This window comes from Vibrio sp. JPW-9-11-11 (genome assembly GCF_013369335.1).
Taxonomy (GTDB): Bacteria; Pseudomonadota; Gammaproteobacteria; order Enterobacterales; family Vibrionaceae; genus Vibrio.
This window is the reverse complement of sequence record NZ_SZQJ01000036.1, coordinates 536,371-561,557: the sequence shown is the minus strand read 5'-3', so window position 1 is coordinate 561,557 and position 25,187 is coordinate 536,371. Positions and strand designations below refer to the sequence as shown.

General features: G+C 46.5%; 25 protein-coding genes. 12 read left to right on the top strand and 13 right to left on the bottom strand.

Translation table 11 applies throughout. The features are described from left to right. Positions 1–13: 13 nt before the first annotated feature. On the bottom strand, positions 14–424 hold the full coding sequence (locus FCU94_RS18355) for a curli assembly protein CsgF (RefSeq protein ID WP_176289910.1): 411 nt from the start codon (positions 422–424) through the stop codon (positions 14–16). 11 nt (positions 425–435) lie between these two features. Further along, on the bottom strand, positions 436–894 hold the full coding sequence (locus tag FCU94_RS18350; RefSeq protein WP_176289909.1) for a curli production assembly/transport protein CsgE: 459 nt from the start codon (positions 892–894) through the stop codon (positions 436–438). Positions 895–1,302: 408 nt separating this feature from the next. Here FCU94_RS18350 and FCU94_RS18345 point away from each other — a divergent pair, with 408 nt between their 5' ends. From FCU94_RS18345 to FCU94_RS18335, 3 genes are read left to right on the top strand one after another with little or no spacing between them, the layout of a single operon-like run. Continuing rightward, on the top strand, positions 1,303–1,938 hold the full coding sequence (locus FCU94_RS18345; protein WP_369597273.1) for a curlin subunit CsgB: 636 nt from the start codon (positions 1,303–1,305) through the stop codon (positions 1,936–1,938). A 52-nt stretch (positions 1,939–1,990) separates the two neighbouring features. Beyond that, positions 1,991–2,962: a curlin gene (locus FCU94_RS18340; RefSeq protein ID WP_176289908.1), complete on the top strand. Its 972-nt coding sequence runs from the start codon at positions 1,991–1,993 to the stop codon at positions 2,960–2,962. Between the two features lie 5 nt (positions 2,963–2,967). After that, positions 2,968–3,342, top strand: coding sequence for a hypothetical protein (locus FCU94_RS18335; protein ID WP_176289907.1), 375 nt, complete (start codon positions 2,968–2,970; stop codon positions 3,340–3,342). Between the two features lie 76 nt (positions 3,343–3,418). Here FCU94_RS18335 and pstB read toward each other — a convergent pair whose 3' ends face one another. The 4 genes from pstB to FCU94_RS18315 form a co-directional block, all read right to left on the bottom strand. Beyond that, complete coding sequence (gene pstB, locus FCU94_RS18330) at positions 3,419–4,168, bottom strand: phosphate ABC transporter ATP-binding protein PstB (RefSeq protein WP_176289906.1); 750 nt, start codon at positions 4,166–4,168, stop codon at positions 3,419–3,421. Positions 4,169–4,218: 50 nt separating this feature from the next. Further along, on the bottom strand, positions 4,219–5,112 hold the full coding sequence (gene pstA / locus FCU94_RS18325) for a phosphate ABC transporter permease PstA (protein WP_176290089.1): 894 nt from the start codon (positions 5,110–5,112) through the stop codon (positions 4,219–4,221). 5 nt (positions 5,113–5,117) lie between these two features. After that, positions 5,118–6,047, bottom strand: a complete 930-nt coding sequence (pstC, locus tag FCU94_RS18320) for a phosphate ABC transporter permease subunit PstC (RefSeq protein WP_176289905.1) — start codon at positions 6,045–6,047, stop codon at positions 5,118–5,120. 104 nt (positions 6,048–6,151) lie between these two features. Then, positions 6,152–6,973, bottom strand: a complete 822-nt coding sequence (locus FCU94_RS18315; RefSeq protein WP_176289904.1) for a phosphate ABC transporter substrate-binding protein — start codon at positions 6,971–6,973, stop codon at positions 6,152–6,154. Positions 6,974–7,330: 357 nt separating this feature from the next. Here FCU94_RS18315 and FCU94_RS18310 point away from each other — a divergent pair, with 357 nt between their 5' ends. Continuing rightward, entirely contained in the window at positions 7,331–8,974 is a 1,644-nt protein-coding gene (locus tag FCU94_RS18310) for a methyl-accepting chemotaxis protein (protein WP_176289903.1), read from the top strand. Positions 8,975–9,025: 51 nt separating this feature from the next. On the opposite strand, the gene FCU94_RS18305 is transcribed toward FCU94_RS18310, so the two are convergent. Continuing rightward, positions 9,026–10,369 carry a DEAD/DEAH box helicase gene (locus tag FCU94_RS18305; protein ID WP_176289902.1) on the bottom strand — a complete coding sequence of 448 codons (1,344 nt, stop codon included), beginning with the start codon at positions 10,367–10,369 and terminating at the stop codon, positions 9,026–9,028. 341 nt (positions 10,370–10,710) lie between these two features. Here FCU94_RS18305 and FCU94_RS18300 point away from each other — a divergent pair, with 341 nt between their 5' ends. Next, the gene (locus FCU94_RS18300; protein ID WP_176289901.1) at positions 10,711–10,959 is read left to right on the top strand and encodes an Lpp/OprI family alanine-zipper lipoprotein; all 249 of its coding nucleotides are present in this window, start codon (positions 10,711–10,713) and stop codon (positions 10,957–10,959) included. Positions 10,960–11,007: 48 nt separating this feature from the next. On the opposite strand, the gene FCU94_RS18295 is transcribed toward FCU94_RS18300, so the two are convergent. From FCU94_RS18295 to FCU94_RS18280, 4 genes are read right to left on the bottom strand one after another with little or no spacing between them, the layout of a single operon-like run. Beyond that, positions 11,008–11,913 carry a L,D-transpeptidase family protein gene (locus FCU94_RS18295; protein ID WP_176289900.1) on the bottom strand — a complete coding sequence of 302 codons (906 nt, stop codon included), beginning with the start codon at positions 11,911–11,913 and terminating at the stop codon, positions 11,008–11,010. Beyond that, entirely contained in the window at positions 11,903–13,330 is a 1,428-nt protein-coding gene (phrB, locus tag FCU94_RS18290) for a deoxyribodipyrimidine photo-lyase (protein WP_176289899.1), read from the bottom strand. Before phrB ends, FCU94_RS18295 begins: the two co-directional genes overlap by 11 nt. Next, positions 13,327–14,127 carry a MerR family transcriptional regulator gene (locus FCU94_RS18285; protein ID WP_176289898.1) on the bottom strand — a complete coding sequence of 267 codons (801 nt, stop codon included), beginning with the start codon at positions 14,125–14,127 and terminating at the stop codon, positions 13,327–13,329. The genes phrB and FCU94_RS18285 overlap by 4 nt, the downstream gene beginning before the upstream one ends. Then, positions 14,117–15,067, bottom strand: a complete 951-nt coding sequence (locus tag FCU94_RS18280; RefSeq protein WP_176289897.1) for a YbgA family protein — start codon at positions 15,065–15,067, stop codon at positions 14,117–14,119. Before FCU94_RS18280 ends, FCU94_RS18285 begins: the two co-directional genes overlap by 11 nt. A 351-nt stretch (positions 15,068–15,418) precedes the next feature. Here FCU94_RS18280 and deoD point away from each other — a divergent pair, with 351 nt between their 5' ends. The 4 genes from deoD (at position 15,419) to FCU94_RS18260 (ending at position 20,837) form a co-directional block, all read left to right on the top strand. After that, positions 15,419–16,129: a purine-nucleoside phosphorylase gene (deoD, locus tag FCU94_RS18275; RefSeq protein ID WP_176289896.1), complete on the top strand. Its 711-nt coding sequence runs from the start codon at positions 15,419–15,421 to the stop codon at positions 16,127–16,129. Between the two features lie 60 nt (positions 16,130–16,189). Further along, positions 16,190–17,659, top strand: a complete 1,470-nt coding sequence (locus FCU94_RS18270; RefSeq protein WP_176289895.1) for an IS1 family transposase — start codon at positions 16,190–16,192, stop codon at positions 17,657–17,659. A gap of 126 nt (positions 17,660–17,785) precedes the next feature. Beyond that, positions 17,786–19,282 (top strand): hypothetical protein, encoded by a 1,497-nt coding sequence (locus tag FCU94_RS18265; RefSeq protein WP_176289894.1) that lies wholly within the window; start codon positions 17,786–17,788, stop codon positions 19,280–19,282. After that, a complete protein-coding gene (locus FCU94_RS18260; protein WP_176289893.1) occupies positions 19,254–20,837 on the top strand; it encodes a GGDEF domain-containing protein in 1,584 nt (527 codons plus the stop codon). Before FCU94_RS18265 ends, FCU94_RS18260 begins: the two co-directional genes overlap by 29 nt. A gap of 10 nt (positions 20,838–20,847) precedes the next feature. Here FCU94_RS18260 and FCU94_RS18255 read toward each other — a convergent pair whose 3' ends face one another. Beyond that, complete coding sequence (locus tag FCU94_RS18255) at positions 20,848–21,732, bottom strand: DMT family transporter (RefSeq protein WP_176289892.1); 885 nt, start codon at positions 21,730–21,732, stop codon at positions 20,848–20,850. A 139-nt stretch (positions 21,733–21,871) separates the two neighbouring features. Here FCU94_RS18255 and FCU94_RS18250 point away from each other — a divergent pair, with 139 nt between their 5' ends. Together FCU94_RS18250 and FCU94_RS18245 are read left to right on the top strand one after the other, a co-directional pair. Then, on the top strand, positions 21,872–22,258 hold the full coding sequence (locus FCU94_RS18250) for a DUF3302 domain-containing protein (RefSeq protein WP_176289891.1): 387 nt from the start codon (positions 21,872–21,874) through the stop codon (positions 22,256–22,258). After that, positions 22,258–23,388 (top strand): HlyD family secretion protein, encoded by a 1,131-nt coding sequence (locus FCU94_RS18245; protein WP_176289890.1) that lies wholly within the window; start codon positions 22,258–22,260, stop codon positions 23,386–23,388. The genes FCU94_RS18250 and FCU94_RS18245 overlap by 1 nt, the downstream gene beginning before the upstream one ends. Positions 23,389–23,444: 56 nt before the next feature. On the opposite strand, the gene FCU94_RS18240 is transcribed toward FCU94_RS18245, so the two are convergent. Beyond that, positions 23,445–23,801 carry an acyl-CoA synthetase gene (locus tag FCU94_RS18240; RefSeq protein WP_176289889.1) on the bottom strand — a complete coding sequence of 119 codons (357 nt, stop codon included), beginning with the start codon at positions 23,799–23,801 and terminating at the stop codon, positions 23,445–23,447. A gap of 200 nt (positions 23,802–24,001) precedes the next feature. Here FCU94_RS18240 and FCU94_RS18235 point away from each other — a divergent pair, with 200 nt between their 5' ends. Continuing rightward, positions 24,002–24,922 carry a DMT family transporter gene (locus FCU94_RS18235; RefSeq protein ID WP_176289888.1) on the top strand — a complete coding sequence of 307 codons (921 nt, stop codon included), beginning with the start codon at positions 24,002–24,004 and terminating at the stop codon, positions 24,920–24,922. Positions 24,923–25,187: the final 265 nt, after the last annotated feature.

Sequence of the window (25,187 nt, the reverse complement as noted above, 5' to 3'; positions counted from 1 at the left end):
TGTTTCTCTCGCTCTACTGATCTGGATTCAAACCAGCAACTTTGATTTCAGTGGATTCACCAGACACTTTGTCAACGATTTGAACAACCAAAGACCCGTTATCGTCAACAATATTAAGAAAGAAATCATCGGTTTCGAGCTGACCGGTATTGCCATTCCCTACATCGGCCAATAACTGGCTGATCAAACGTGACTCGAGACTATTGGCAAGTCGCTCAAGCGATGACTCACTCTCGAAACCAGATTCATCTAACGGCGCTTGGTAGTCATTGATGGCATTCGCGACACCAAACAAATGAGAGCTGTTGAGCGCATTTCCGCCAAAGCTAGGATTGATGGGAGTATAAACGAGCTCTGTCGCTAGTGTAGAACAGGTAAATAGGTAGGAAACGGCCGTGCCCACCACAAATCGCTTTAGCTTCATAATCAATCCTTTTAAAACTCGTCTCGTTCCAAGTCGAATGTATCTTGATACGTCACTCGTGCTTTCCAGCGAATCAGATATGACGTCACGGCATTCATGGCTTGTTTAGCTTTATCCTCGGCCTGCTTTCGGCCTGGCGATAATGCAGTGCGATAAATGACCTTATCTCGATGCAGTACGGTAATAATACTGCCTGACAACGCAGTAGGCCGTTCCTTCACCGTTAGGTTTTCCTTTAATGAACCATGGCGTTCATTAAGAAACTGGGCGAAAAAGAAGTAGAAGTCATCACCCAGACGAGTAATCGTTCGATCGATGATAAGGCCATCGACTTCATTTTCGAGAAAGTGCGACTCTTGCCTATGTTCTACTGGCGGTTGTTTTTCGAGAGGACTCTCTCCTGCCACTAATATAGGACAAAGCATATTCGCTAAAATAAACGCAGCTAATTTAAATTCAAATGATTTCATTTCAATGCATTTACTCACTGCTATGTCATTTTAATATTCAGTGTGTAATTTATAGCAAGTAACAATAAAAATAAAATGGCTAATAAAGGTCAAATTAAATAATCTCATTTTTAATACATAAGAAATCTCACAATTCACACATTAAAACAGACACATCCATTAATAAACCCAGAAATTACAAATACATTAAATCATTGAAAATTATGCACTTAAGATATGTAAATAAACTTTAGTTCCATTTCTTTCGTGTAAGTAAATAAACTAATTTGTGTCAAATATGATATCAGGCTAATCCTAAAACAAAATTAAGTCGCTAATTTTTCAGTTTTAAGTTGATTGCGAAACACACGCTTAAATCCATAATTAATCCGAGTTCGGCAATCATTCCAACTCTGCTCGGAGGTTAAGGTGCAAAATCAAATATGGAATAAAATCGGTTTTGTTGTCTTATCTTTCTTTTTAGCGACAACTGTCTATGCAGATCACGATGAGTTCGGCTACTCAGATGAAATGTCGACAGAATTTGGTGAATTTAATACTCAAGGTTCTGTCGTGTATTCAGAACTGGCTGAAATGAATCTGGCGACCAATAACCACGCAGAGGTCGTATTAGACAACGCCTTTGATTCCGAAGTGCTTATTACTCAATACAATCATGGTGGTGCAACCAACAAGGCCAAGGTCGTACAGAGTAACGTAAGTGGAAACAAGGCGGCGATATCTCAATCGGGGGCGGGTAACCTCGCTGTGATTGAGCAATCTGAAGGACAAGATAATTACGCAAAGATTGAGCAAGCTGGGTTTGGCCACAATAGCTATATCAGCCAAAGTGGCAGCAACAACCTGGCCTATTTAAGACAATGTCGTGGCCTCGCTTGCTCCAATACGAGCAAAGGTAGCGATATCAGTATTGTTCAAGAAAACAACGATAACTTTGCATTAATCGTAGACAGAGGAAACTCTCACTACGGTATCACTCAAGACGGCGGCGACGCCATCGTCATCTTTAACAATATGAATCGCGGTATTTATGTTAAGCAGTGATGCCTAACATAAAGGATTAAATCAAAAAAATGGACAAATAAAGGATCTATTCATGAAAAAGCTAGCTATTACAATCTCAGTTATTTTAGCTTCAGGCACCGCCTATGCGGGTAATGAAGCGACAACTCAATTGCAGTACGCTGTCGGTGATACGGTAACGATTGAGCAGCACACATCACACGCCTCGCCAGATAAAGGTAACGACGCGTTTGTCTATATGACTGAGACTCTCAAAAACTCTACCGATGTCTACCAAACAGGTAACAATAACTTAGCCAGAGTGAATGCGACCAATGCTCAACGATCTGAGTTTGACATTCGCCAAATCGGCGATGAAAACAAAGGTCGCATTTTGACCCAAGGAGACTTGAACAAACGCAACGATTTAGACATTGCTCAGTCTGGCGACGTCAACAGAGCAGAGATCTACGTAACATCGAGCAGCTTGAATACTGTTGATGTGAGTCAAAGTGACCGCAATATAGCAGCGGTAGAAGTCAGTGGTTACTCAGACCGCAATACAGTTAATATCGCTCAAACGGAGCACAACGAAGCTGACGTCAACGTCACCGGTTATTCTGACCGTAACAAGGTAAAAATCGGTCAGTCTCGTGAAAACGAAGCTGATGTTAACGTCACTGGTTATTCTGATCGAAACAAAGTCAAAGTCTTGCAAACATATGACAACGACGCGAATGTCACTGTTTCTGCTTTCTCTGATCGCAACTCAGTGAAGGTAGGACAAGACTTCTTCAACGAGGCGAATGTAAGTGTTTACTGGGGCAGTGACGGTAATGAGATCACCATCGATCAACATTTTGACAACGACGCAAACGTAACCGTCAGCGGCTTTAGTGATGGTAATGAGATCGGCATTACGCAAACGGCTTACTACTCAGACACAACAGTAAAATTGTCTCAATCTAGCGATAACAACATTTCGGTATGGCAGAATTCGAATGATTCAGCGATGGTGACAGGTTACGCTTCAAACAACAATGCTGTGACTATCATTCAGAACTAACTCTCATGAAGATGTTCTCTCAATCAAAAGCGGCGCTATTTGGCGCCGCTTTATTATTTTTGTCGGTTGGCTCTTTTAGCCTAGAAGGCATCAATAACCTCCAATTGTCAGACCACGCGCATATGGCGTGTGAAGTGCGCACGGGATCTATTGAACTGGTGATTACGACTCAACAAACTACGCCACAAGGTAGCAAAATAACCATCACGGCGACCAGTTCAATGAGTAGCTCTCTAACCCCAAACTCTCGCTTAGGCCTATCCCTAACAGGCTCAGCGTTTCCTATTCAACTCGCCTTAACTCATGGAACAAACACCTTAATCTATACACTTGACCACCATTGCCGGCTAGAGAGAAAACCAAGCGAACCAATACCATGAACCATAAAAAAGCCCCTCATCAAGAGGGGCAAAGTACCATCGCTTATAGTTATAATTTATCTTACCAGTAAACCGTTTAACCGAAGTCACCATTGACATAACCGCGTGTGCGGTCGTCTTGCGGCTGGCTAAAAATGACTTGGGTATCATTGTGTTCAACCAACTCTCCCATCAGGAAGAAAGCGGTACGGTCGGAGATACGACGCGCCTGCTGCATTGAGTGAGTGACAATGACAATGGTGTAGTTCTTTTTCAGCTCTTCCATTAGCTCTTCAATTTTGTGCGTCGCTATCGGATCAAGCGCTGATGTGGGTTCATCCATGAGGATAACATCGGGTTGCATTGCAATCGTACGTGCGATACATAAGCGCTGCTGCTGTCCACCAGACAAACCGAAGGCATGGGATTTTAGGCGATCTTTCACTTCATCCCACAGCGCTGCGCCACGCAGTGAACTTTCCACTACTTCATCAATGTGCTTTTTATCTTTGATACCTTGTGCGCGCAAGCCATAAGCCACATTTTCGTAAATGCTCATTGGGAATGGGTTGGGTTTCTGGAAAACCATGCCAACTTTGATACGCAAATCAGCAACATCAATATTGCCATAGATGTCGTTACCATCCATGTCTAATCGCCCGGTAATCTTGACCCCTTCAATGAGGTCGTTCATACGGTTTAAACAGCGTAGTAAAGTGGATTTGCCACAACCAGACGGGCCAATCAACGCGGTAACTTGGCGCTCTGGGACTGGCAGATTAATCGATTTCAGCGCCTGGTTCTCGCCGTAAAATAGGTCTAGGTTTTCAATATCAAACTTGTTCATTTTGTTGATCTCTCAAATTCTTTTACATTCTTGCCGTGTGCTGAGTGCGATTAATACGTGGCTTTGTTGAAGCGGCTCGCGATGAGTTTAGTTGTCATGTTGATCAATAAGACCACAACTATCAGCACTGTCGCTGTCCCGTAGGCTTGATTCCACTCTTCGATAGTGAACAGCTCTGTCGTCAGCTTATAAAGGTGAACGGTGAGGGTGCGCCCTGAGTCGAGCAATGAGTCTGGCACTCGAGCCACCATACCTGCCGTCAAAAAGACAGGTGCAGATTCACCAATGACACGACCAATACTTAGAATCACCGAGGTTAAGATACCCGGGGTCGCACTGGGTAGAATTAAACGCCATATCGTGTAGATCTTTGAAGAGCCAAGCGCATAGGAGCCCTCACGATAAGTTTGTGGCACTGCCATTAGTGCCTCTTCTGTGGTGCGAATAATCACAGGTAGAATGAGAATACTCAGCGTTAATGCCCCCGAAAGGATAGAAAAACCGAGCCCAAGAATCGCTACAAAGAAGGTCATACCGAATAAACCAAAAATGATCGATGGGATACCGGCCAGTGATTCGGTACAAAAGCGTATCACTTTGACCAGTCGGCTGCCTACTTTGGCGTACTCTGTGAGGTAAATCGCGGTCATGATCCCAAGTGGCGCGGCAACGGCTATAGACGCGATAACCATGTAGATGGTCGAGACAATCATTGGGAAGATGCCTTTCTCTTCCCCTGTCGCGGTGTAATTGTCCGTCACAAAGTTCCAATCAACGTGTTGCAAACCGTTGGACAAGATGTACCAGATAATCCAGAACAAAAACCCGACGGTGAGCGCCGCTGAAGCCCACACGAACGCATTCAATATGTTGTCTTTGGTCTGGCGAGATTTTTTTAACTTCGCTCTGTTCTGAGCGTTAGCTGTACTGTTCGTTGTCGACATCGTCATTACCTCGCCTTCTCACGGTTCAAGTAAAGCAATACTGCATTTAGAGACATGATAAACACCAAGAGCACCACACCTGTCGCATACAGTGCATTGGCATGGATACCACTCGCATACGACATTTCAATCGCAATATTAGCGGTTAATGTCCGTGCCGAATCCAGGATCCCTTGTGGCATCGCTGGTGCGTTGCCCATGACCATGATGATCGCCATGGTTTCACCCAGCGCACGACCAATACCGAGAATAACCCCTGTCATAATACCGCTACGTGCCGCTGGAACGAGCAATTTAAAGATGGTGTAAACCTTTGAAGCGCCTAACGCGAGTGAGCCCTCTTTATAGGTTCGTGGTACCGCGCGAATCGAGGTTTCAGAAACCGTGATCACGGTCGGTAAGATCATTACCCCCAACACGATAATACCGGCCAAAATGGTATTACCTGCGGGCACATCAAAGATCTGTTGGATAAGAGGAACAATGATAACGAGGCCAAAGAAGCCGTACACTACAGAGGGAATACCAGCCAACAGCTCAACCGCAGGGCGAATCACATCCGCCACTCGCTTTGGCGCTATTTCGGCAATAAAGATCGCCGTAAGCACACCGATTGGCACACCGACGACCACTGCCCCTAAGGTTGAGACAACCGATGCAACGATCATCGTCGCTACGCCATATAACGCTGGCGGTAGCCAATCCTGCCCAAGCACGATGCCTGACACGCCCGCTTCCTGAAACGCAGGAATACTCTCTTTAATAATGAAGTAAGCGATCACTGCTAGGGAAACAATACCGATAGCAGCGCTGGTTAAAAACAGGCCATGAAAGATGCGCTCTTTCCAGTCAATACGTTTTTGGCGGCGTAAACCTGGCTTAGTGTAGGAAGTCGCTTCAGTACTCATAAGCTTTTCACTATTTGCGATGGTCATTTTTAAATCTCACAGTCCGAGAGCTGCCGAAGCAACAACGAATTGGATTGAAAACGCTCAGCCCGAAAAGTTGGGCTGAGCAAATGAAATGAGGTTTGAAGAAATTAGTTAACTGCGATGTAACCTTTTTTCTCAACAAGCTCTTGAGCTTCAGGTGTTAGCATCCAGTCTAGGAACTTCTGAGTTTCAGCAGATGGTTTGCCTTCTTTGTATAGCACTAGGAATGGACGTGCTACCTTGTAAGAACCGTTTTTCACGTTGTCTACAGAAGCCGGTGTACCGTCAATAGCCAGAGCGTTGACTGTGTTGTCAACTGTACCTAGTGAAATGTAGCCAATCGCGTATGGGTTTGACGCTACCATCGTTTTTAGCGCACCGTTACCGTTCGCTACCTGAGCGCGCTGCGAAATGGCAGACACTTTTTTACCTGAGATTTTCTTCTTCAGCTTCATGATGTCTTCGAATGCACCACGAGTACCTGATGCAGTATCACGAGTGATCGCTACGATTGGTTTGTCTGCGCCACCCACGTCTTTCCAGTTAGTGATATCGCCTTTGTAGATAGCGGTCACTTGCTCAGCCGTTAGACCTGACAATTTGTTGTTTGGGTTAACGACCACTGCGATACCGTCACGTGCAATGACTTCTTCCTTGAGCTCAGGCTCTTTTTCAGACGCTTTCAAGTTGCGTGAAGACATACCCAAGTCAGCGCTACCGTTTTTCGCTGCTTTAACACCAGCAGAAGAGCCTGGGCCCTGAACTTCGATAAATACGTTAGAGTTAGACTTCATGTATGTTTCAGAGAAAACTTCCATCAGTGGAGTTACGCTGCTAGAACCCACTGCAGAGATCGTTTCTTTAGCAGAAACTGAAGTCACTGCCATTGCGCCTAGAAGTGCGATTGCACCGATTACTGTCTTTTTCATCACAATTTCCTTTAGTGGCTGAATTGCCGTTGTGTTTCACTTGAACGCTGACCACTTTAGGACTCAAATATGACAGTTGTGTTTCACTTCGTTGAAGCCTCTATGACAGCGATACTTGCGCTTTAACTCGCGCAATGCTGGCTCAGCAAACTGAGCACCATCTTGTAAAAGCCTGACAAACCTTCCAATTGAACACAAAACAACCTGTTGATTAGAAAGAAAAATCAAGTTGCATAACGTCTGTTCAAATTTTATTTCATCGATTTAATTTCTAGGTTGAAATATAACGATAAGAAATTAGAATCATTCTCATACTAATAACAATAGACTCAATTTATTTATCGAAGAGGATTCTTAATGCGCCAGTTACTTAGTGGCTTATCGATTAAAGTACAGGTCGTGGTGCCCGTACTGTTTACCCTGCTCTTGCTAATAGCAGGCATCAGCTACAGCACCAGCTCGTTAAAGCACGCATTTAAACAGGTGACCGTTTCAACAGAAGCCGTCATCAACCAAAAAGACCAACTAACTAAAATCATCGACAATACATACGCGATGCGCATTAAGGCGATTTATAGTTTGTTTCGCGCAGAGGATGTGGCCCAACTGACCGCGACTCTGCAAGCCAAGCAGCGTGATAACTTAAGGTTGTTAGACTCACTCAACCAAGTTGACGGCTTACAAAAGCAAACCGAACAAATGGAAGTGGCAATTGACAACTACGTCAACTATTCCATCAACACGATGATCCCTCTGCTTACCGTCATTCACGGCCAAGCAGACATCTCTAGTGACATTCAACGCCAATATGACCAAGCCTCTTCTGTCTATCGCGATAAAGGTCGTGCCATGGTTGAGGCTATCGATACCCTGTCACAACAACTCAATAAACTGGCGCTTCAAGAGGTCAGCCACAATGAAGCCATCCACTCAAATGTGATGACCAGTTCAATCGTAGGCCTGATACTGGTGCTCCTCGCAGCTTGTGTCATTAGCTGGTTACTCGCTGGCATTATTGTTAAACCGATCAAACAGCTTCAATATGCCATGACACAACTGGCACAAGGCGACCTGAGCGTCACAGTCGCGGAACAAGGCAATAACGAGATCACCGCACTATCACGTGATTTCAACGTCACCATTGCTCAGCTCAAAGGAACCGTCGACTCTTTGGTACGTATCAGTGTTGACGTTGCGTCCGCTTCTACCGAACTTGCCGCCGTGATGACCCAATCAAGCGCCAACTCAGATCAAGAGAAGAACGAAGTCGAACAGGTCGCTTCCGCCATCAATCAGATGGAAAGCACAGCCAGCGAAGTCACCCAAAACGCAAATCTCGCTGATGCGGCATCGAGCAATGCAAACACAATGGCTAAACAGAGTTTGGCTATCTTCGAGCAAAATATACGTGAAAGCGCCAAGATGGCAGAACAGATGACGCAAGCGGCGAATGTCGTCAACAGCCTAAAAGAGCAGTCAGAGCAGATAGGCAAAGTGATTGAAGTGATTGAGGGGATTTCAGAGCAAACCAACTTACTGGCGCTCAATGCCGCGATTGAAGCTGCTCGTGCCGGTGAAAGTGGACGCGGATTTGCCGTGGTCGCCGACGAAGTTCGTATGCTTGCGGCACGCACTCAAGAGTCGACCAAAGAAATTCAAACCATTATTGAAGAGCTGCAACATCAATCTGGTAGTGCCAATGATAGCATGACGTCTAGTTTGAGCATGCTAGAGCAAAACCAACAACAAGCGACTCAGGTTAGCCAAGCATTGAAAGACATCAGTGACTCGATTTCAGAGCTGACCTCGCTGAATGCACAGGTCGCGGTGGCTTCGGAAGAGCAAGGGCAAGTCACCTCAGACGTGAACCAAAACCTAGGCAACATCTATGAACTCGTCAGTCAAAATGTCACTGGCATTACTCAAGCCGCGGCAGCGAGCCAAGAGCTATCGACACTGGCTGAAAATCAAAAGCAGCAATTAGGCTTTTTTAAAGTTTAAACGCCACCAAAACAAAAAGGGTTGCCGTATGGCAACCCTTTTTATTGTTCGCTATTCGTCGTCACTCTTAGGTGCGACCTTTTTTTTCGGAATAAATACACTGTCTCCCACCGCGATATTTTGGTGGAAGCTCTTATCGCGTTTAACTGGCTTTTTGGCCGCTTTCTTCGCTTGAGGCTTGGTTTTTTTCACCGCTTTACCTTTAGCGCGGAAATCGGGTTTACGGGGTTTAATGCCTTTAAATTTGCCTTTTAAACCTTCGAGTTCAGAGAACTCGAGATCTTGCTGCAAGAAAGTTTCGACACGCTTAAAACTGTCCCAATCTTTTGGCCCCACCAGCGAAACGGCATCACCTTTGTTCCCCGCACGTCCGGTACGGCCCACACGGTGTACGTACTCTTCGCTGTGTTTAGGCATATCGAAGTTAATCACATGAGTGACGTTGGCGATGTCCAAGCCTCGCGATGCAATATCCGTGGTCACCAGAATCTTAAAAACGGCACGTTCAAACTGGCTCATGATGGTGTTGCGCTGGGTTTGGGTTAGGCCCCCACTCAAAGCGATCGCTTTGAGTTTCTTCTCATTAAGTTTCTCTGTAAGACGCTCTGTATCCGCTCGAGTCGCAGTAAAGATGATCACCTGCTTGTACTCGGCTTCGTTCAACACGCGTTCAAGAATCGCTTCTTTGTGGTCAAGGTGATCGCACAAGTAAAACTTCTGAGTAATATCTTTGTGCTCTTCACTGCCGGTGCCAATCGCAATACGTTTCGGGGCATCGAGCATCTCGCTGGCAATCTCATTGACGTCGGTATGATCCAATGTGGCTGAGAACATCAATGTCTGACGACGGCGATGTTTTGCGGCTTTGTGAATTCGACGTAACTCAGGGGCAAAACCGAGATCCAGCATACGATCCGCTTCATCCAGCACTAGGGTTTCTAATCCATCGAGAAACAGAGAACGATGCTCGAGATGGTCGGCAAGACGCCCTGGCGTTGCAACAATAAATTTAGGAAAACGGCGCAACGCCTTAACTTGATCGTTAAAGTTTTCTCCACCAACCACCAAGGTAGCATCGTACGACAAGCCGCCCAGCATTGAGCGCAGTTCGCCGTACACCTGTTTTGCCAACTCTCGAGTAGGTGCCAAGATCAAACCGCGAGGATCTTTAGCAGAAAAGGCTTTGTTTTTTAAAGACTTGTGTAACATAGGTAGAACAAATGCCAGCGTCTTACCTGAACCTGTTTTTGAAGAAGCCAACAGATCTTTACCGGCGATCGCCACAGGAATGGCACGCTGCTGTATCTCTGTTGCTTGCTTAAAATCGTAATGTTTCAAGTTTTTAAGTAAGCGATTGTCTAAGCCTAAATCTTTAAACTGCAAAGTATTCTCCAATTGAACTATGTGTTGTTGGCACGACGTCAAATGGTGCCGAATAAACACGAATATAATGAAAACAGGCTATGATAACTGTATTCAATGAAAGAGGATAGAGATCACAGAAAATAAACTTGCGGGGAAAATCGGCGCTCAAATCGCCCCATAGATAGCCTTGCAATGATTGCTCTCGCCAATGAGACATTGATCAACTAATTCGATAATTGCTTAAAATCTTGGGTTTTTTTGACTTTGTCATGCTTCAGCATGCCTATAATTAGAGCTACACTGATTACGTCACTATAAGATTCAGAAGTTATAGGGCGTTTATTGATACTTATACATGCAAGGAGTTCTCTATGAACAAAATGTTGATCGCAGCTGCAACGTCTTCTGTTCTATTACTAGCCGGTTGTGCTGCTGGTCCAGACCAAGCAACAACAGCAAAAATGGATGAGCTAAGCAATCAAGTAAGCCAACTAAGCCAAGACGTTCAAGCTCTACAATCAGAAGTACGTAAATCGAACGACTCAGCAATGGCAGCTCAAGAAGAAGCAGCACGCGCTAACGAGCGTATCGACAACATTGCTCAGTCTTACACTAAGTAATAAGTCTTCAAAAAAGAGGGTCAGCATGCTGACCCTCTTTTTTTCTATCTAATTAAGCAATGATGAAGCGACGATTTCTACAGGCACACCATTTTGCGCCAGTATGGCCGCACGGGCTTTAACATCAGAGTGGTCAAATTCCTCTAGCCACCAACTCAACTCCATCGGGACTTCGAGATCTTTTTTCACACCATCACTGCGAGTCAACGGCTCATGTGCTTCAAGAAATACACTTCTATCCGGCTCCAGTGCGATTTTAATCGGTTCATTAATCACTCGAACCTTTTCTCCGAGCTCCACTTGGGCAAACAGCCACTCAATGTCTTTGGGCTCCATACGAATACACCCAGAGCTCACGCGTAAACCGATACCAAAATCTTTATTAGTGCCGTGGATAAGATAATCGCCGACGCCATGCGCTAGCCTCAAGGCATACTCACCCAGTGGGTTGTCTGGGCCCGCAGGAACCACTGCCGGTAGTTCAATCCCCTTGGCCAAATACTCTTTGCGAATCGAGACTGGCGGTGTCCAAGTTGGGTTTGGACGCTTTTGGCTGATACGCGTTTCCATCTCAGGGGTGTCTCGACCAATGCGACCAATACCCACAGGAAAAATGTGTACCTTGTTAATTTCAGGTTCAAAGTAGTAAAGACGTAACTCGGCTAAGTTGATCACAATACCCTGACGCTCAACATTGGGTAGAATGATTTGAGTGGGAATGGTCAGTACGTAGTCCTCTTTGGGCAGAAACGGGTCGACCCCTTTATTCGCCGCCATCAACGAGAGGAAGCCAACATCGTACTGTTTGGCAATATTCGCCAGTGTTTCACCCGCTTCAACTTTATGAAACTGGGTTCGACCAACAATACTGCTGCCTTCAATCGGCAAATCATAGGTCGCTGCAAACAGCGGCGAGCTTATCAAACAGCACCATGCGATGAATTTACGCACCATTCCCATTATCCTTGGCTTCTTTGTAGAGAGCTAAGGTTATCTCCCTTTCGGTCTTATGATCAACTATTGGTGCCGGATATGACAGAGCTTTAGCATTGGGGGCTTTCCAAGGTTGGTGAATACACTTTTTCGGCAACTTAGCCAGCTCAGGAATCCAAGTACACACAAAGTGGCCTTCAGGATCAAAGCGCTCCCCTTGCGTCACGGGGTTGAAAATACGAAAGTAAGGCTGACCATCACAACCGGTCGATGCGCACCATTGCCATCCACCATTGTTGGCGGCGTAATCGCCATCCACCAGTTTAGACATAAAGTACGCTTCGCCGATTCGCCAATCTACATGGAGATCTTTAACTAAGAAGCTGGCGACGATCATTCTCAATCTATTGTGCATCCAGCCTGTATTGTTGAGCTGACGCATAGCCGCATCAACGATCGGATAGCCCGTATTACCAGTTTTCCATGCTTCGATAAGAGCTGGATTATTCTTCCAGAGCAAAGCATCGCCCCACGGTGTAAAACTGCGCCCTTTGCTGAGCTTGTCTTCAAAGTAAATCAGATGTTGGTAAAACTCTCGCCAAATCAATTCACTTTGCCAAATCTCACGCCCTCCGGTTAGAGGTAAAGGCTGTTGGTAGGTTAACCTTGCCATGCACTGACGAACCGACAAGGCACCGATGGCCAAGTAAGGCGAAAGCTTGCTGGTACCAGAGATGGATGGAAAGTCCCTTTGCTTATCATAAACTTCGGCACTATTACGCTCAAACTCGCGCAACTGCTCGATAATACTCTCTGTGTCGACCACGTACCCCTCACTGGTTTGGCGAGGATAGTCAAAACGAGACTGCAGCGATAACTCACTGACGGTACTATCGTTCCAAATCGCTGGGTTAGCGACGGGGCGAATCTTTGTCACCCGCCAAGGAGACTGGTACATGGTGGTCAAATAAGCGCGTTTAAACGGTGTAAATACTTTAAAATAGTCACCCTGTTTGTTTTTTACACTGCCTGGTGGCAGTAGGCACTTATCATCAAAAGTGTGCCATTCCACCTCACTTTCTGCGAGCAAGTCGACAAGCTGGCCATCCCGCTGTACTTCGTTCAGCTCGTACTCTTTATTGAAGTAAACACCCGTGACCGAGTGCTCCAGCGCAAGCTTGGCAACGAGCTGCGCTGATTCGGTAAAAGTTTCAACCTGAGTGTAGATAAGCGGAATATTGTGCTGATTAAGATCTTTTTGCAGTTCGAATAAACGGCGGTAGATCAAGTCCGCTTGTATCGGCGCCATGTGATGTTGTTGCCAAGTCCCTGGCGTAGCAACGTAGATCGCGACAACCGGCTCACCACTCGTGCAGGCGTGATACAGAGCGCTGTTGTCCTCAACGCGTAAATCCCTGCGCAACCAAACTAGTTTCATTCTACCCTCTCGTTTTCTATCAGTTCAGAGAGCAGCACCTTACCTGTAAAGCACTCTTGAATACGCTCAACAATCGCCCCTTGTGCGGCGTTCAATGGTCGCGAACTATATAGCGCTAGAGCGTGATAACTGTTTAAGCCGTGATGTTCTATCAGCCCAGATAGGTCGTCTACGCCATCAATGATCACTATGCTCATGCCTAGTTCAGACAACTTCATCGCCCACAATCGTGAGCCAATATCATTGACTGAATCATAGCTGATAAACAAGCAACGTCCTGCTCTGGCGGCTTTGTTCTCTGCCTCGATAATCGAACTCAAACGAGCAAACAAAATAGCGTCCATCATGCCCTTTTGAATCGATCGCAAGCCAAAACGTACCAAAGACAAGGCTTTTTCTGCGGGTTGAAGGAATTGGCTTTCAACCACATCGAGAGGGTACTCCTTTAACACGGTACTGACGATAGAGTCCGCTTTACCTTTATTTAAATCAGCCAGCGCTTGCAGAAATGTTGCCACCTCTTCAAGTTGAAACCTTGTGGTGAGCGTTTCTGCGCCACTGTCGGTATTCGATCCGAGAATCGCTTTAACTTTGCCTATCGGCACACCTTTACTTAGCCAGCTTTGGATCTCACCAATCAACGCGATATGTTGGTCGGTGTATAAACGATGCCCTTTTTCCGTGCGTTGAGGCTGTACCAAGCTGTAGCGCCTTTGCCATGCGCGCAATGTAACGGGTTTAACGCCAGTGATCTCTGAAACTTCTCGAATTGCGTACAGCTTTTTCTCACAATCCATAACGTAAACGCAGCTCCTGTGGATGAGGTTGAAGGAACGCCTGATCAGCCAAATACTCGTCAGGGTGTGTCGATAGATAATGCTTAAGTAGTGTTAACGGTGCCAATAGTGGCAGCAGCCCTTCACGGTATTCATCAATGACTCGACGCAGTTCTTGCTTCTGCTCTTTGTCTAGATGACGCTTGAAATAGCCTTGAATATGCATCAAAACATTGGTGTTGTTCTTGCGGCTTGCACGATGTGACATCGCATTCATCAGGCCCAAACGATAGAGCTGGTAAAACTCATCGATGTCGTAGTCTTTAATATTAGCGACTAAGCTTCCCAACTCCTTGTACGAAGCCGGATGATGTGCCATTAGCGTCAGCTTATAACGCGAATGGAAGGCAACAATTTTGCCACGCGTTGGCTCATCACCCATCGACTGGTAGAAGTCATTCAGCGAGTAAATGCGAGTAATAAAGTTTTCTTTGAGCACTGGGTCATTGAGACGACCGTCCTCTTCTACTGGTAACCAAGGCATCGCCTTCATCAACTCGTTAGTATAAAGGCCGACGCCGATCGCTTCAGAGTTGTTTTTACTGTAAATCTTCACGCGTTCCATGCCACAAGTTGGCGATTTTGCACAGACGATATATCCACACAGCTTCTCCGACTCAAGTTCAGCAACTTTGTTTTTAGAGTAGTGAATCATAGTGTCAGTATGGTCTTTGCTTGGGTCCTTCGTTTCCACCAATGCAATCCGCTCTTGGTCGGAGATTAATCGAATCGTTGGACGTGGCACGGGCATGCCAGCCCCTACTTCCGGGCAGACCGGAACAAACTCAAAGTAGGGCGCGAGCTCTTTGGTCACAAACTTACTGATTTTGTGTCCAGAGTCGAAACGTACCTTCTCACCAAGTACACAAGAGCTGATGCCGATTTTTATTTGCTGGTCCATGACTGGCTCCTTGACATTGCTGTATTATACAACTTCTTATCTTGTATAACTTTTAGCACAACTTTTGATGGGTGTACAAAAAAAATATTTGTACAATTTTGTGTATCAGTTACGACCTTAAAACGATTTTGGTTCACATCACAAAGCAAACGATTTTACGAATCGATTGCCCAATCAGTTCCAACAGATTTAGTTATATACCAACATTCACACTCACTTTCCGCTGGTTTCTGTGACTCACATCTCACGGGAAGAACCTAGATGCCGCTAGTATTGCCTCAACAGATTTTTCAAAATCAACATAATTAGTAATTAGAACCATGAGTTACTAATAAAATTGGAGTATTGACTATGGCAACCCCACATATTAATGCAAACCCAGGTGATTTCGCTGAAACGGTTCTCATGCCAGGCGACCCGCTTCGTGCTAAGTACATTGCTGAAACGTTTCTTGAAGATGTACAGCAAGTTTGTGATGTTCGTAACATGTTTGGCTTCACAGGCACTTACAAAGGCAAAAAAGTATCGGTCATGGGTCACGGTATGGGCATTCCTTCATGCTGTATTTACGTGCACGAGCTGATCGCTGAATACGGCGTAAAAAATGTGATTCGTGTGGGTAGCTGTGGTGCGGTACGCGACGATGTCAACCTAATGGACGTTGTCATCGGCATGGGTGCTTCGACAGATTCGAAAGTCAACCGTATCCGTTTCAATAACCATGACTTCGCAGCGATTGCAGATTACGGCCTACTTGAGGAAGCGGTAAACCAAGCGCGCGCTCAAGAAGTACCGGTTAAAGTTGGTAACGTATTCTCAGCGGACCTTTTCTACACTCCAGAAGCTGACATTTTCGAGAAAATGGAAAAACTAGGCATTCTAGGCGTCGATATGGAAGCTGCAGGCATTTACGGCGTAGCAGCAGACTTAGGCGCAAAAGCGCTCACCATTCTGACCGTTTCAGACCACATTATCCGTGGCGAGAAACTGAGCTCTGAAGAGCGCCAGAAGTCATTCAACGACATGATGAAAGTCGCACTAGAAACAGCGATCAACATCTAATGAGTTCCAACTTGCCACCAGAGATCTTGTGGTGGCCAGAATAATCCCGAGGGGGAGATAGTGACGACTGGCAAACTGCCAAAGGAAGCAGACGGGTTACAGCTCAACTTTTGTAAAACATTGGCGTGTAACAACTTTGGATTGAGTGATGCACATCGTTACGTTGTGCAGCATGCGAACCCTAAACGACCTGCGATGGTTTGTCGGGAGTGCGGTGCTTTCCCCCCCTTACTTAACAACCAAGAGGTGTTAAACGAGTTACATCGTTTACGTCACCTTCACAGTGATGGCCTGCCGGCTTGTCGTAATGACGAGTGTGAGAACTTTGGCCTATCGGTCCACACCCACAAACACCTTTACCACGCTTTTGGCTACAGCGGCGACCGCCAGCGCTATCGCTGTAAAGCCTGCCAGTCAACGTTTGTTGATAAGTGGTCTGGTGCCAACAAAAAACTACAGTTTCAAGAAAACCTCCTTGGTTTGCTCTTTATGGGCTATTCGGTGCGCGAAATATGCCGCAAGCTAGAGATCAATCCAAAGACGTTCTACGACCACCTCGATCACATCGCGAGCCGTTGTCGACGCAAGCTGGCCATGTTTGATGCCCGATGGGTCAACCACGCGGCCAGCTATGAGTTGGCGTCGCATTACATCTCGTTGCAACCAAAAAGTAACAATGGTGTACTTTGGATAGCGACCGGGGAAGCGCACAGTGGTTACATTCTATGCCAGCATGTCAACTATTCCGCTCAAGAAGAACCTACTGGTGAAATTGACCACGACCCCTATAAGTTTCCAGCACGTTTTGTGTCTCGCGACCACTCGTCGGAAGCCAACATGCCGACACCTAGCCCCTCGCCACTGTTGCGCGAGCGTATCGACCAACAGTATCAGACCATACTCGCGCGCGGTAATGTTGAAGATCCTATGGGCAACTTAACCGTGTTCAACTATCCATCGAAAGGCGCGTTGATCCGCCCTCCCTACACCTCCTATGCGCACTTTTTACATGTACTAGATATGTGCCAAAACGACCGTCAGGTTTCTATTTATATGCCACAAGACCCGGTATTGCGTTCGGCGGCACTGAGTGTCTGTTTAGCGCGGATTCAACGTCAAAATGTCGACCTTTTGTACGTTGAAGAAGATGAGGCTTGGCAACCAGACTATGCTATTGAGAAAATTGACATTGTTCATATGGGCTGGTGGCGAGATCGCTGGGCAATCACCACTCATAATAAGGCCGCCAAAGGTATCTGCTATCTTGCTGGGACTAACAGCCAGCCAAAACAATGGCTTAGAACTGCATCTATTCGCCAAACCGCTTTTTATCAGAATCGTTTTGAAACGCTGTTTGAGAGCTTTATCAACGAACCTAGACGTAAACTACGCCCAGGTGGTTTGCTCCCAATGCTAGACATATTTAGGGCCTGGCATAATTTGTGCTATCAGAATAAAGAAGGCAAAACAGCTGCGCAGGTATTAGAGCTGACCCAATCACCTTTGACACTGAGTGAGCTGCTTTCATAATCATTAGTAGTGTGACGAGTGCCGTTAAACCGTACCTGTTTTACGACTTTTTGTAGAGTTGATTCTCGAGCTATTCATATAATGAATACAGAATAGCGAGGCACTAGGCAGTAAAGGACTGATTCATTGGATAAAAGCCAACGACTATTAGAAGTTGAAATAGAGCAAATCAAAGGAAGGATTGAATCCGACCCTGAAAAAGTCTGGACGATCGCCGAGCAGTGTGCGTCGCGTTCTGCACAAATCCTCTATCCCGAAGGCGAAATTCAGTCTCTTGTCATCATGTCTCGTTGTGCTTGGTGTTTGATGGAGTATCGCAAGGGACTCAAATACATCAAAGAGGCCCATAGCAAGCTCAACACCCTCGATACCGATGATCTCTTACCCGAAATCCTGCATATCCATGCGCTTCACTATTGGGGCCAAGCAAAATATTACTCCGCGCAACAATACTGGATCAACGCCCTTGAGCAGTCCGCCCTAGTTGATGAAGAAGAAGTCCAGCTCGAATCTCTTATCGGCTTAGGCAATGTATGGCGCATCACTCATGAGTATGACTTAGCCAGAACTACCCATGAACTCGCGGTCACCGTCGCCAACAGCGCCCGTATTGGTTGGCTGGAAGGCAAAGCGCGTATTTTACTTGCTTGGGACCACTACCTGCTTAAAAACTATGTCGAAATGTTGTCGGTTTTGGATGGAGCTGCCGAAGCACTCAAAGATCATCATGATAAAACCTGGCAAGCCGAAGTATGGGACTTTCGTGGCCTGGCGTTACTGGGATTAGAACGCATCAAAGACGCTGAAGAAGCGACGCAAAAAGCTCACGACTTAGCCATGCGTCACGACTTAGTATGGATGAAAGCCCACTCCTACATTAGCCGAGCGCGAGTAGAGTTGCTGCGTAAACAGCCGGAAAAAGCGGCAGAACTTCTGGTTAAGGCAGAGCAATCAGCGGTCAACTTTGATAATGGCGAGCTACTCTCTCAGATCTGTTTCCAGCAATCTCGTGTTGCTGAAGAGTCGGGCGAGCATAAAATGGCGCTGAAAGCGTTTCGTAAATACCGCAAGCATGCGACCGATATGCTGCGTGAGCAAACCGCGCGCGTGAGCAATGACAAAGCCCGTGCGTCTAAACGCCAACTTGAACAACGTGCGCGCAAATTGATCAATCGTATTCGCGGGCAACACGAATTTGATCCCGACAAACAGCTGAGCCAGATGGTGTCTGAAACCTACTGGTGGGAACAGCTAGTCCTGTTTAAGACCGAACTCAAGCTCTCCAATCACTCTGTGATTATCATCCAGCACCCGGACGCCAATTACATTCAAGTGTGCACAGAGCTGGCGCATTCCATGTGTAACAAACAAGATTTGCTTTCTCGATTAAGTAGCGACCGCTTAGGTATCTTGCTGGCTGAAAAAGGGGATGAAGCCCTCAACGTGTTTCACATCTTAGCGAAAATGATCGAGCTCTACCCTTGGCACCGCAAAGGGCTAACCAGCGATCTACCTAAGGTGGTCTATCACGACATTCTTTCTTTCCCATTCACCCTAGATCAACTCGAAGAAAGCCAGAGACAGGAAGAACAACATGGAAGTATTGCTAAAGAAAATTACTGACTCCGGCCTAGATGCAACTTCAGTCAGCGGTGAAGAAGCATTAATTTTTTGGAATCATGTCCACCAACACGTCGCCACCACAGCGCAGGAAAAAGCGCAGTGTTTGATCATCAGTGCCGAGTTTCGCTCAGAGCTTAAACAGTTACAAACCAGTATTGATGAACTGAATGAGGCGCTCTCCTACTTAACGCTGCCCCAAGACGCAGAGCTGATACTGGAGGTTCGTTATGGCCTTGCCGAACGCTTGGTGGAAAACGGCGACTTTCATGGCGCCCTAAACCAATACATCAAATCTTCAACCATCGCGGTCGATAATGGTTTTATCGATGCTTACGTACTCGCCATTTTAGGCATGGGCAACTTGTGTGACGCCTACGGCGATCACAACCGTGCGCTGCGTTACTACCAGAAAGTAGACAGCATTGATCACGCGATTAGTAGTCGCTCACTGCGGCTCCGTTACAAGCTCCACATGCTAGCCTGTTATATCGAGCTTAATCGCACCACTGCCGCCAACGATTTAATTAAAGAGTGTGAAGAGCTCAGTATCCTAGTCAGTGATAAAGTCCTTTCCGGCCAGATATTACTCTACCAAGCCAAGCTGTATCGCCAAACACAGCAAGTGGATTTAGCCATGCAGTGCTTAAGTAATGTGCAATACACCGCTGGAAACATCCATTCAAACTGGCTGTCTAACATGATTCGGCTTGAGCTCGCCTACTGCTTAAGCGCGAAAAACAAATCTCACATCGCCCGTTGGTTGCTCGAATCGACCAAAAAACGCATTCGCCTCTATGCCTCGCCGGTGCTGAGTCTCAAGCTTTATAACTCGCTCGCCGCGGTGTGTGAAAAAGATAACCACTTTCAAGCGGCGCTAAATTATGAGAAGCAAGCCTACCGCATTGAAAGCGATTTGATGAAAAAGATCCCGATCGGTGAGCTCGGAGCCAGTCAATTGCGCCGTTTGTCGCGCTTCGAACTGCAATTAAAATTGATCTTGTCTGAGCAAGAAAACCGCGAGTTGAAAGAGACCACGGAAAGTCAGAAACATACGGTGGCGCAGCTGCAACAAGATGTTTTTACCGATCCACTTACCAGCTTGCACAACCGTCGATGGTTAGACGTCAAGCTCAAAGACTTGCTGCTGCACGACGTTCCATTCGCCTTAATGGTGGTAGATATTGATCACTTTAAGTCAATCAACGATGAGCTTAGCCATTTGGTCGGCGATAAAGCCATCGTAAATGTGTCTGCAGAGCTTAACGCCTATTTTAAGTTTCGCGGCGCCTCTTGTGTACGCTTCGGTGGTGAAGAGTTTCTGGTGATTTTGGAGCGCGCCAACTTGGAACAAGCCGCGATGCACGCAGAAGCGTATCGAGAACGTATCTTTAACTTTGGTTGGCAAAGCATACTGGGAGAACGAGGGCTCACCGTTAGCATCGGAATTACCTTGCATAGAGAAGGTGAAAATACTCAACGAACCTTTTATCGCGCCGACAAAGCGCTCTATCGAGCCAAAGCTAATGGTCGAAATCAAGTTTGTACCGAGCAATGAATGACTACGCTTAACGAATAAAAAACAGTGATATTCCGACTAGGGCTAATAGCGTACCCAAAAAAGCTCTACGGGTTACACGTTGGCCTTTGACCGCATAAATAGCCAACATAAACAGTGGGCTGGTTGCGATAAGCGTTTGAGCGACCGCTGGATTAGCATACTTGAGGGCAACCTGCTGTAGCCAAAGCGCTAAAAAAGTGCCGACAAAAATCGCGGCCATTAACCAGCCAAAGTTATGACGACCCAAAGTGCATAGATTCTGCCTCATGACAGTAAATGGCTCTCGCTCAAAAAAACCAATCACCATCATCAAAGCCACCACACCTGCAATTAAACGGATCAGGGCGCCAAATAACGGCGCAATGTCACCCGCCACCAGCGCATAGTGAGAAATCACCACACCACTAGCCTGGCAAACACTGGCAAGCAAACCAAAGCTCACCCCCGCCCCACTCACCGCTTGACCATCGTTGTGAAACACAACCATAGAGACCGCTAACGTGGTGACGACCACCCCAATCCAGCTTTGTGCTGGTAATACACTGCCGAGTATCACTAACGCCAACACGCCTGACAAAGGCGGCGCTAATGACTCAAGAAGTAAAGTTTTGTTCGGACCGATACGTTTCAATGAAGCGAAATAAGCGCTGTCCCCTACGGCGATACCGAGCACACCAGAAAAGGCCAGAATAGCGAGATGTTGCCACGAAAGCGTTAACTCACTCGCGGGTGAAAAAGGCAACAGCAGTAGCATCATTACTGAGGCTACCACGCCTTTGACAATATTGAGCTGTAATGCGCTAAAGCGATGGCTAAACTGGCTGTAAAGCCACGTTGCTACTGCCCATACGAACGCAGCACCGACCGCCGCTATCTCTCCTTGATATGGCATCTTATGTCCTAGAATTTACCTAGCAAATGGCTAAAGACTATAGCATCAACGTAACTAATCTACTGTTTTTATTCCTATACTTTAAAATTGAATAAACGTACTCTTTGATGAACTCACGCTTAAAGTAAGGAACCTGCCCATGTTTTTGGACTACTTTGCGCTTGGATTATTGATCTTTGTCGCTCTGGTTATTTTTTACGGCATTATTGTCATCCACGACATCCCGTATGAGATCGCGAAAGAACGAGAACACCCCCATCAAGACGCTATACATTATGCAGGCTGGGTGAGTCTTTTTACTCTGCACGCCTTATGGCCGTTTCTCTGGATCTGGGCGACGTTATGGCGCAAAGAACGCGGCTGGGGATTTCAAAAACTCGAGGAAGAGCAGCATGACATTCACCACCGTGTGGATACCCTTATCGACCAAGTGGCTCAGTTGCAACAAGAAGTGAGTAAACTCAAGCAGCATCAGCACAACACCGACTCGGGCGAATCGTCACTCTCGAATGAGGAGAACAAATAATGGATTTACTACTCATTCTGACTTATACCGCCATTTGTATTGCTATTTTCAAGGTATTCAAAATCCCTTTGAACAAATGGACTGTACCCACCGCCGTCTTGGGTGGCGTCGTCTTGATCGGTACCTTAATCCTACTGATGAATTACAACCATCCGTTCACCCAAATCGGCAATCAGGTTTACTCAACCACACCTATCGTGTCAGGCGTTCGCGGCCGAGTCATCGACGTTCCTGTTGAGCCTAATACACCACTGAAGAAAGGTGATGTGCTGTTTACTATTGACCCCATTCCTTACCAAGCAGAGGTCGCCAAAAAACGCGCTCAAATCAAAGAGGCCAGCCAAGGCGCTCTCGGGCTAGAGTCGTCTTATCAAGAGGCAATCGCGGAAAAAACCAAGGCAATCGCTGAACGTGACAAGGCGAAACGTGAGTTTGACCGTTACCAACGCGGCTACGACAAAGGGGCCTTTACTGAGCAGCAACTCGACACCCGTCGTCAAGCCTATAAAGCTGCAGAATCGACCGTTAATGTCGCAACAGCCAAAGTTGAGCAGGCCCAACTCGCACTAGACTCTGAAATCGGCGGCGAAAACACCACAGTCGCACGCCTGCTCGAAGAGTTACGTCAAGCGGAGTTTGATTTAGAGCAAACCGTAGTACGCGCCCCAACTGAGGGCTTTGCAACCCAGCTGGCACTCAGACCTGGGGTGATGGCGGTCCCGCTGCCATTGGCACCAGCGATGACCTTTGTTCATAGTGAAGAGCTTTACTACACCGCCGCATTTAGACAAAACTCACTCCAACGTCTCAAACCTGGTTACGAGGCTGAGTTCTTGTTCCGAGCTTTACCAGGAAAAGTCTTTAAAGGTGAAGTTGTCGAAGTCATTCCTGCCATTGGTGAGAGTCAGATTCAGGCGCGGGGAGCACTACTTGGCACCGACGCACTACGAACCAACGGTCGCGTACTGGTAAAACTGAAAGTGACTGACGACATGAGCTCGTACCAACTACCGCTCGGCACCGCAGTGGAAGTCGCGGTCTACTCTGATCACTTCACGCATGTATCGGTAATGCGGAAGGTGTTGATACGAATGAAGAGTTGGCAAAACTATCTCTATCTCGACCACTAACCAAGCTCAAAAAGCCTAGACACATGTCTAGGCTTTTTTTCATCCTAATCCAGCCACTACGCAAGGTTTACAAACAGTTCGTCATCACTCATATACTTGTGCTTATTACCCAAGTTACGAACGTGCATAAACATGAAGTCTGGAAAGCCTGGTGCCAAAAGATCGTTCGGTTGCCAGACTACACCGCCAACGAACACGTAACGGCCTTGCTTCTCCTCGCTATGCAATGGATTATTGAGCTCCGTCGACAGTTCAGGCCTTACTCCCTCTACCACACAGACAATCTGCCCTTTAGCGACACCAATCACGCGTTTCACTAAGTTTGCTTTGACGCCACACTTCCATGCCTGACGCGTCGCCATTTCAAATCCGTGCTTTCTCACGCTCTTATGAATATTGACGATGAGATTCATCACTCTCTATCTCTGCTGTTCAAACATTAGCCTAGATTAGGGCTTGACGGCTTCAAATACGACCAACGTATCACTCACTTTTCTCATCAGGTGAAAATCGATGCTAAAAACGCCACGACGAAACTGTGTTGACGTTGAGATAGGTATTGCTTAATCGAATCGTTTGATTCACATTAAGTTAACATTTTTTAGGAATTTCTATGAGCACATCAAGTTTTCTTCGCTTACTCTGTCTTGCGGCCATTTGGGGTGGCTCATTTCTGTTTATGCGTATTGCCGCAAGTACCTTTGGTCCCGCTTACTTAATTGAATTTCGGGTTGGCTTCGCCGCGTTGAGTTTATTACTGGTGGCCTTTTATTTGCGACGCAAACTCGCCTTTAGACAGCATTTTAAGCACTTTATGACGATTGGGCTCTTCAACACGGCGCTGCCATTTTTACTTTTTGCCTACGCAGCACAATCACTCAATGCCTCTACTCTGTCGATTCTCAATTCAACAGCCCCCATCTGGGGAGCACTGATCGCCGCGGTTTGGTATAAAACCCGCATCACCGCTCGAGTCGCGTTGGGGATGATACTGGGTTTATCTGGTGTCGCTACCTTGGTTGGTTTCGATGCCCTGACGATGAAAGGCGAAACTGTATTACCCATAGGTGCCAGCTTGCTTGCTGCATTTTGCTATGGCATTGCAACGAACTACACCAAAGGAGCGCCCAAAATCGCCGCCTTTGATAATGCGCATGGCAACATGTGGGCAGCCACCTTGTTAATCCTTCCACTACTCCCATTTTTACCGATGCGCGCGGAACCCACCCATACTGAAATGCTATCTGTTGTGGCGCTAGGCGTTGTTTGCACAGGAGCGGCTTACTTAATCTATTTTCGTTTAGTCGCCGATGAAGGCGCAACTTCAGCCCTTTCAGTCACTTTTCTCGTCCCGGTTTTTGGTATTTTATGGGGAGCAGTTATCTTGGATGAACCCATAGGGCTCAATACGTTGCTCGGAACCACTCTGGTACTACTCGGTACTATGCTAGTCACAGGATTTTCGCTGTATCGATTATTGGGACGCTCTCGCCCTAATCACACCCAGTCTTCACCCAGTCAATCCTCTTCTTAGTAAAAACGGAGTGATAAAATACTGCTATCATTTCTATATTCTTTGAGTGGCAGCCAGCGAGGGCCACACTCAAATTTGGCAAGGTTCAAAAAAGCTTGAAGAGTGACTTTCGATAGAAACAGGATCAGAATCACAAATACAAAACAAAGATTCACATATCTTGCATATTATTGCGATTTAACACTCATAATTCTGTCGCTTCGACCGATAAATTAACAGATATATTACTAGCCAATCTCAATTAGCCTTCCGGCATAGACGGAAT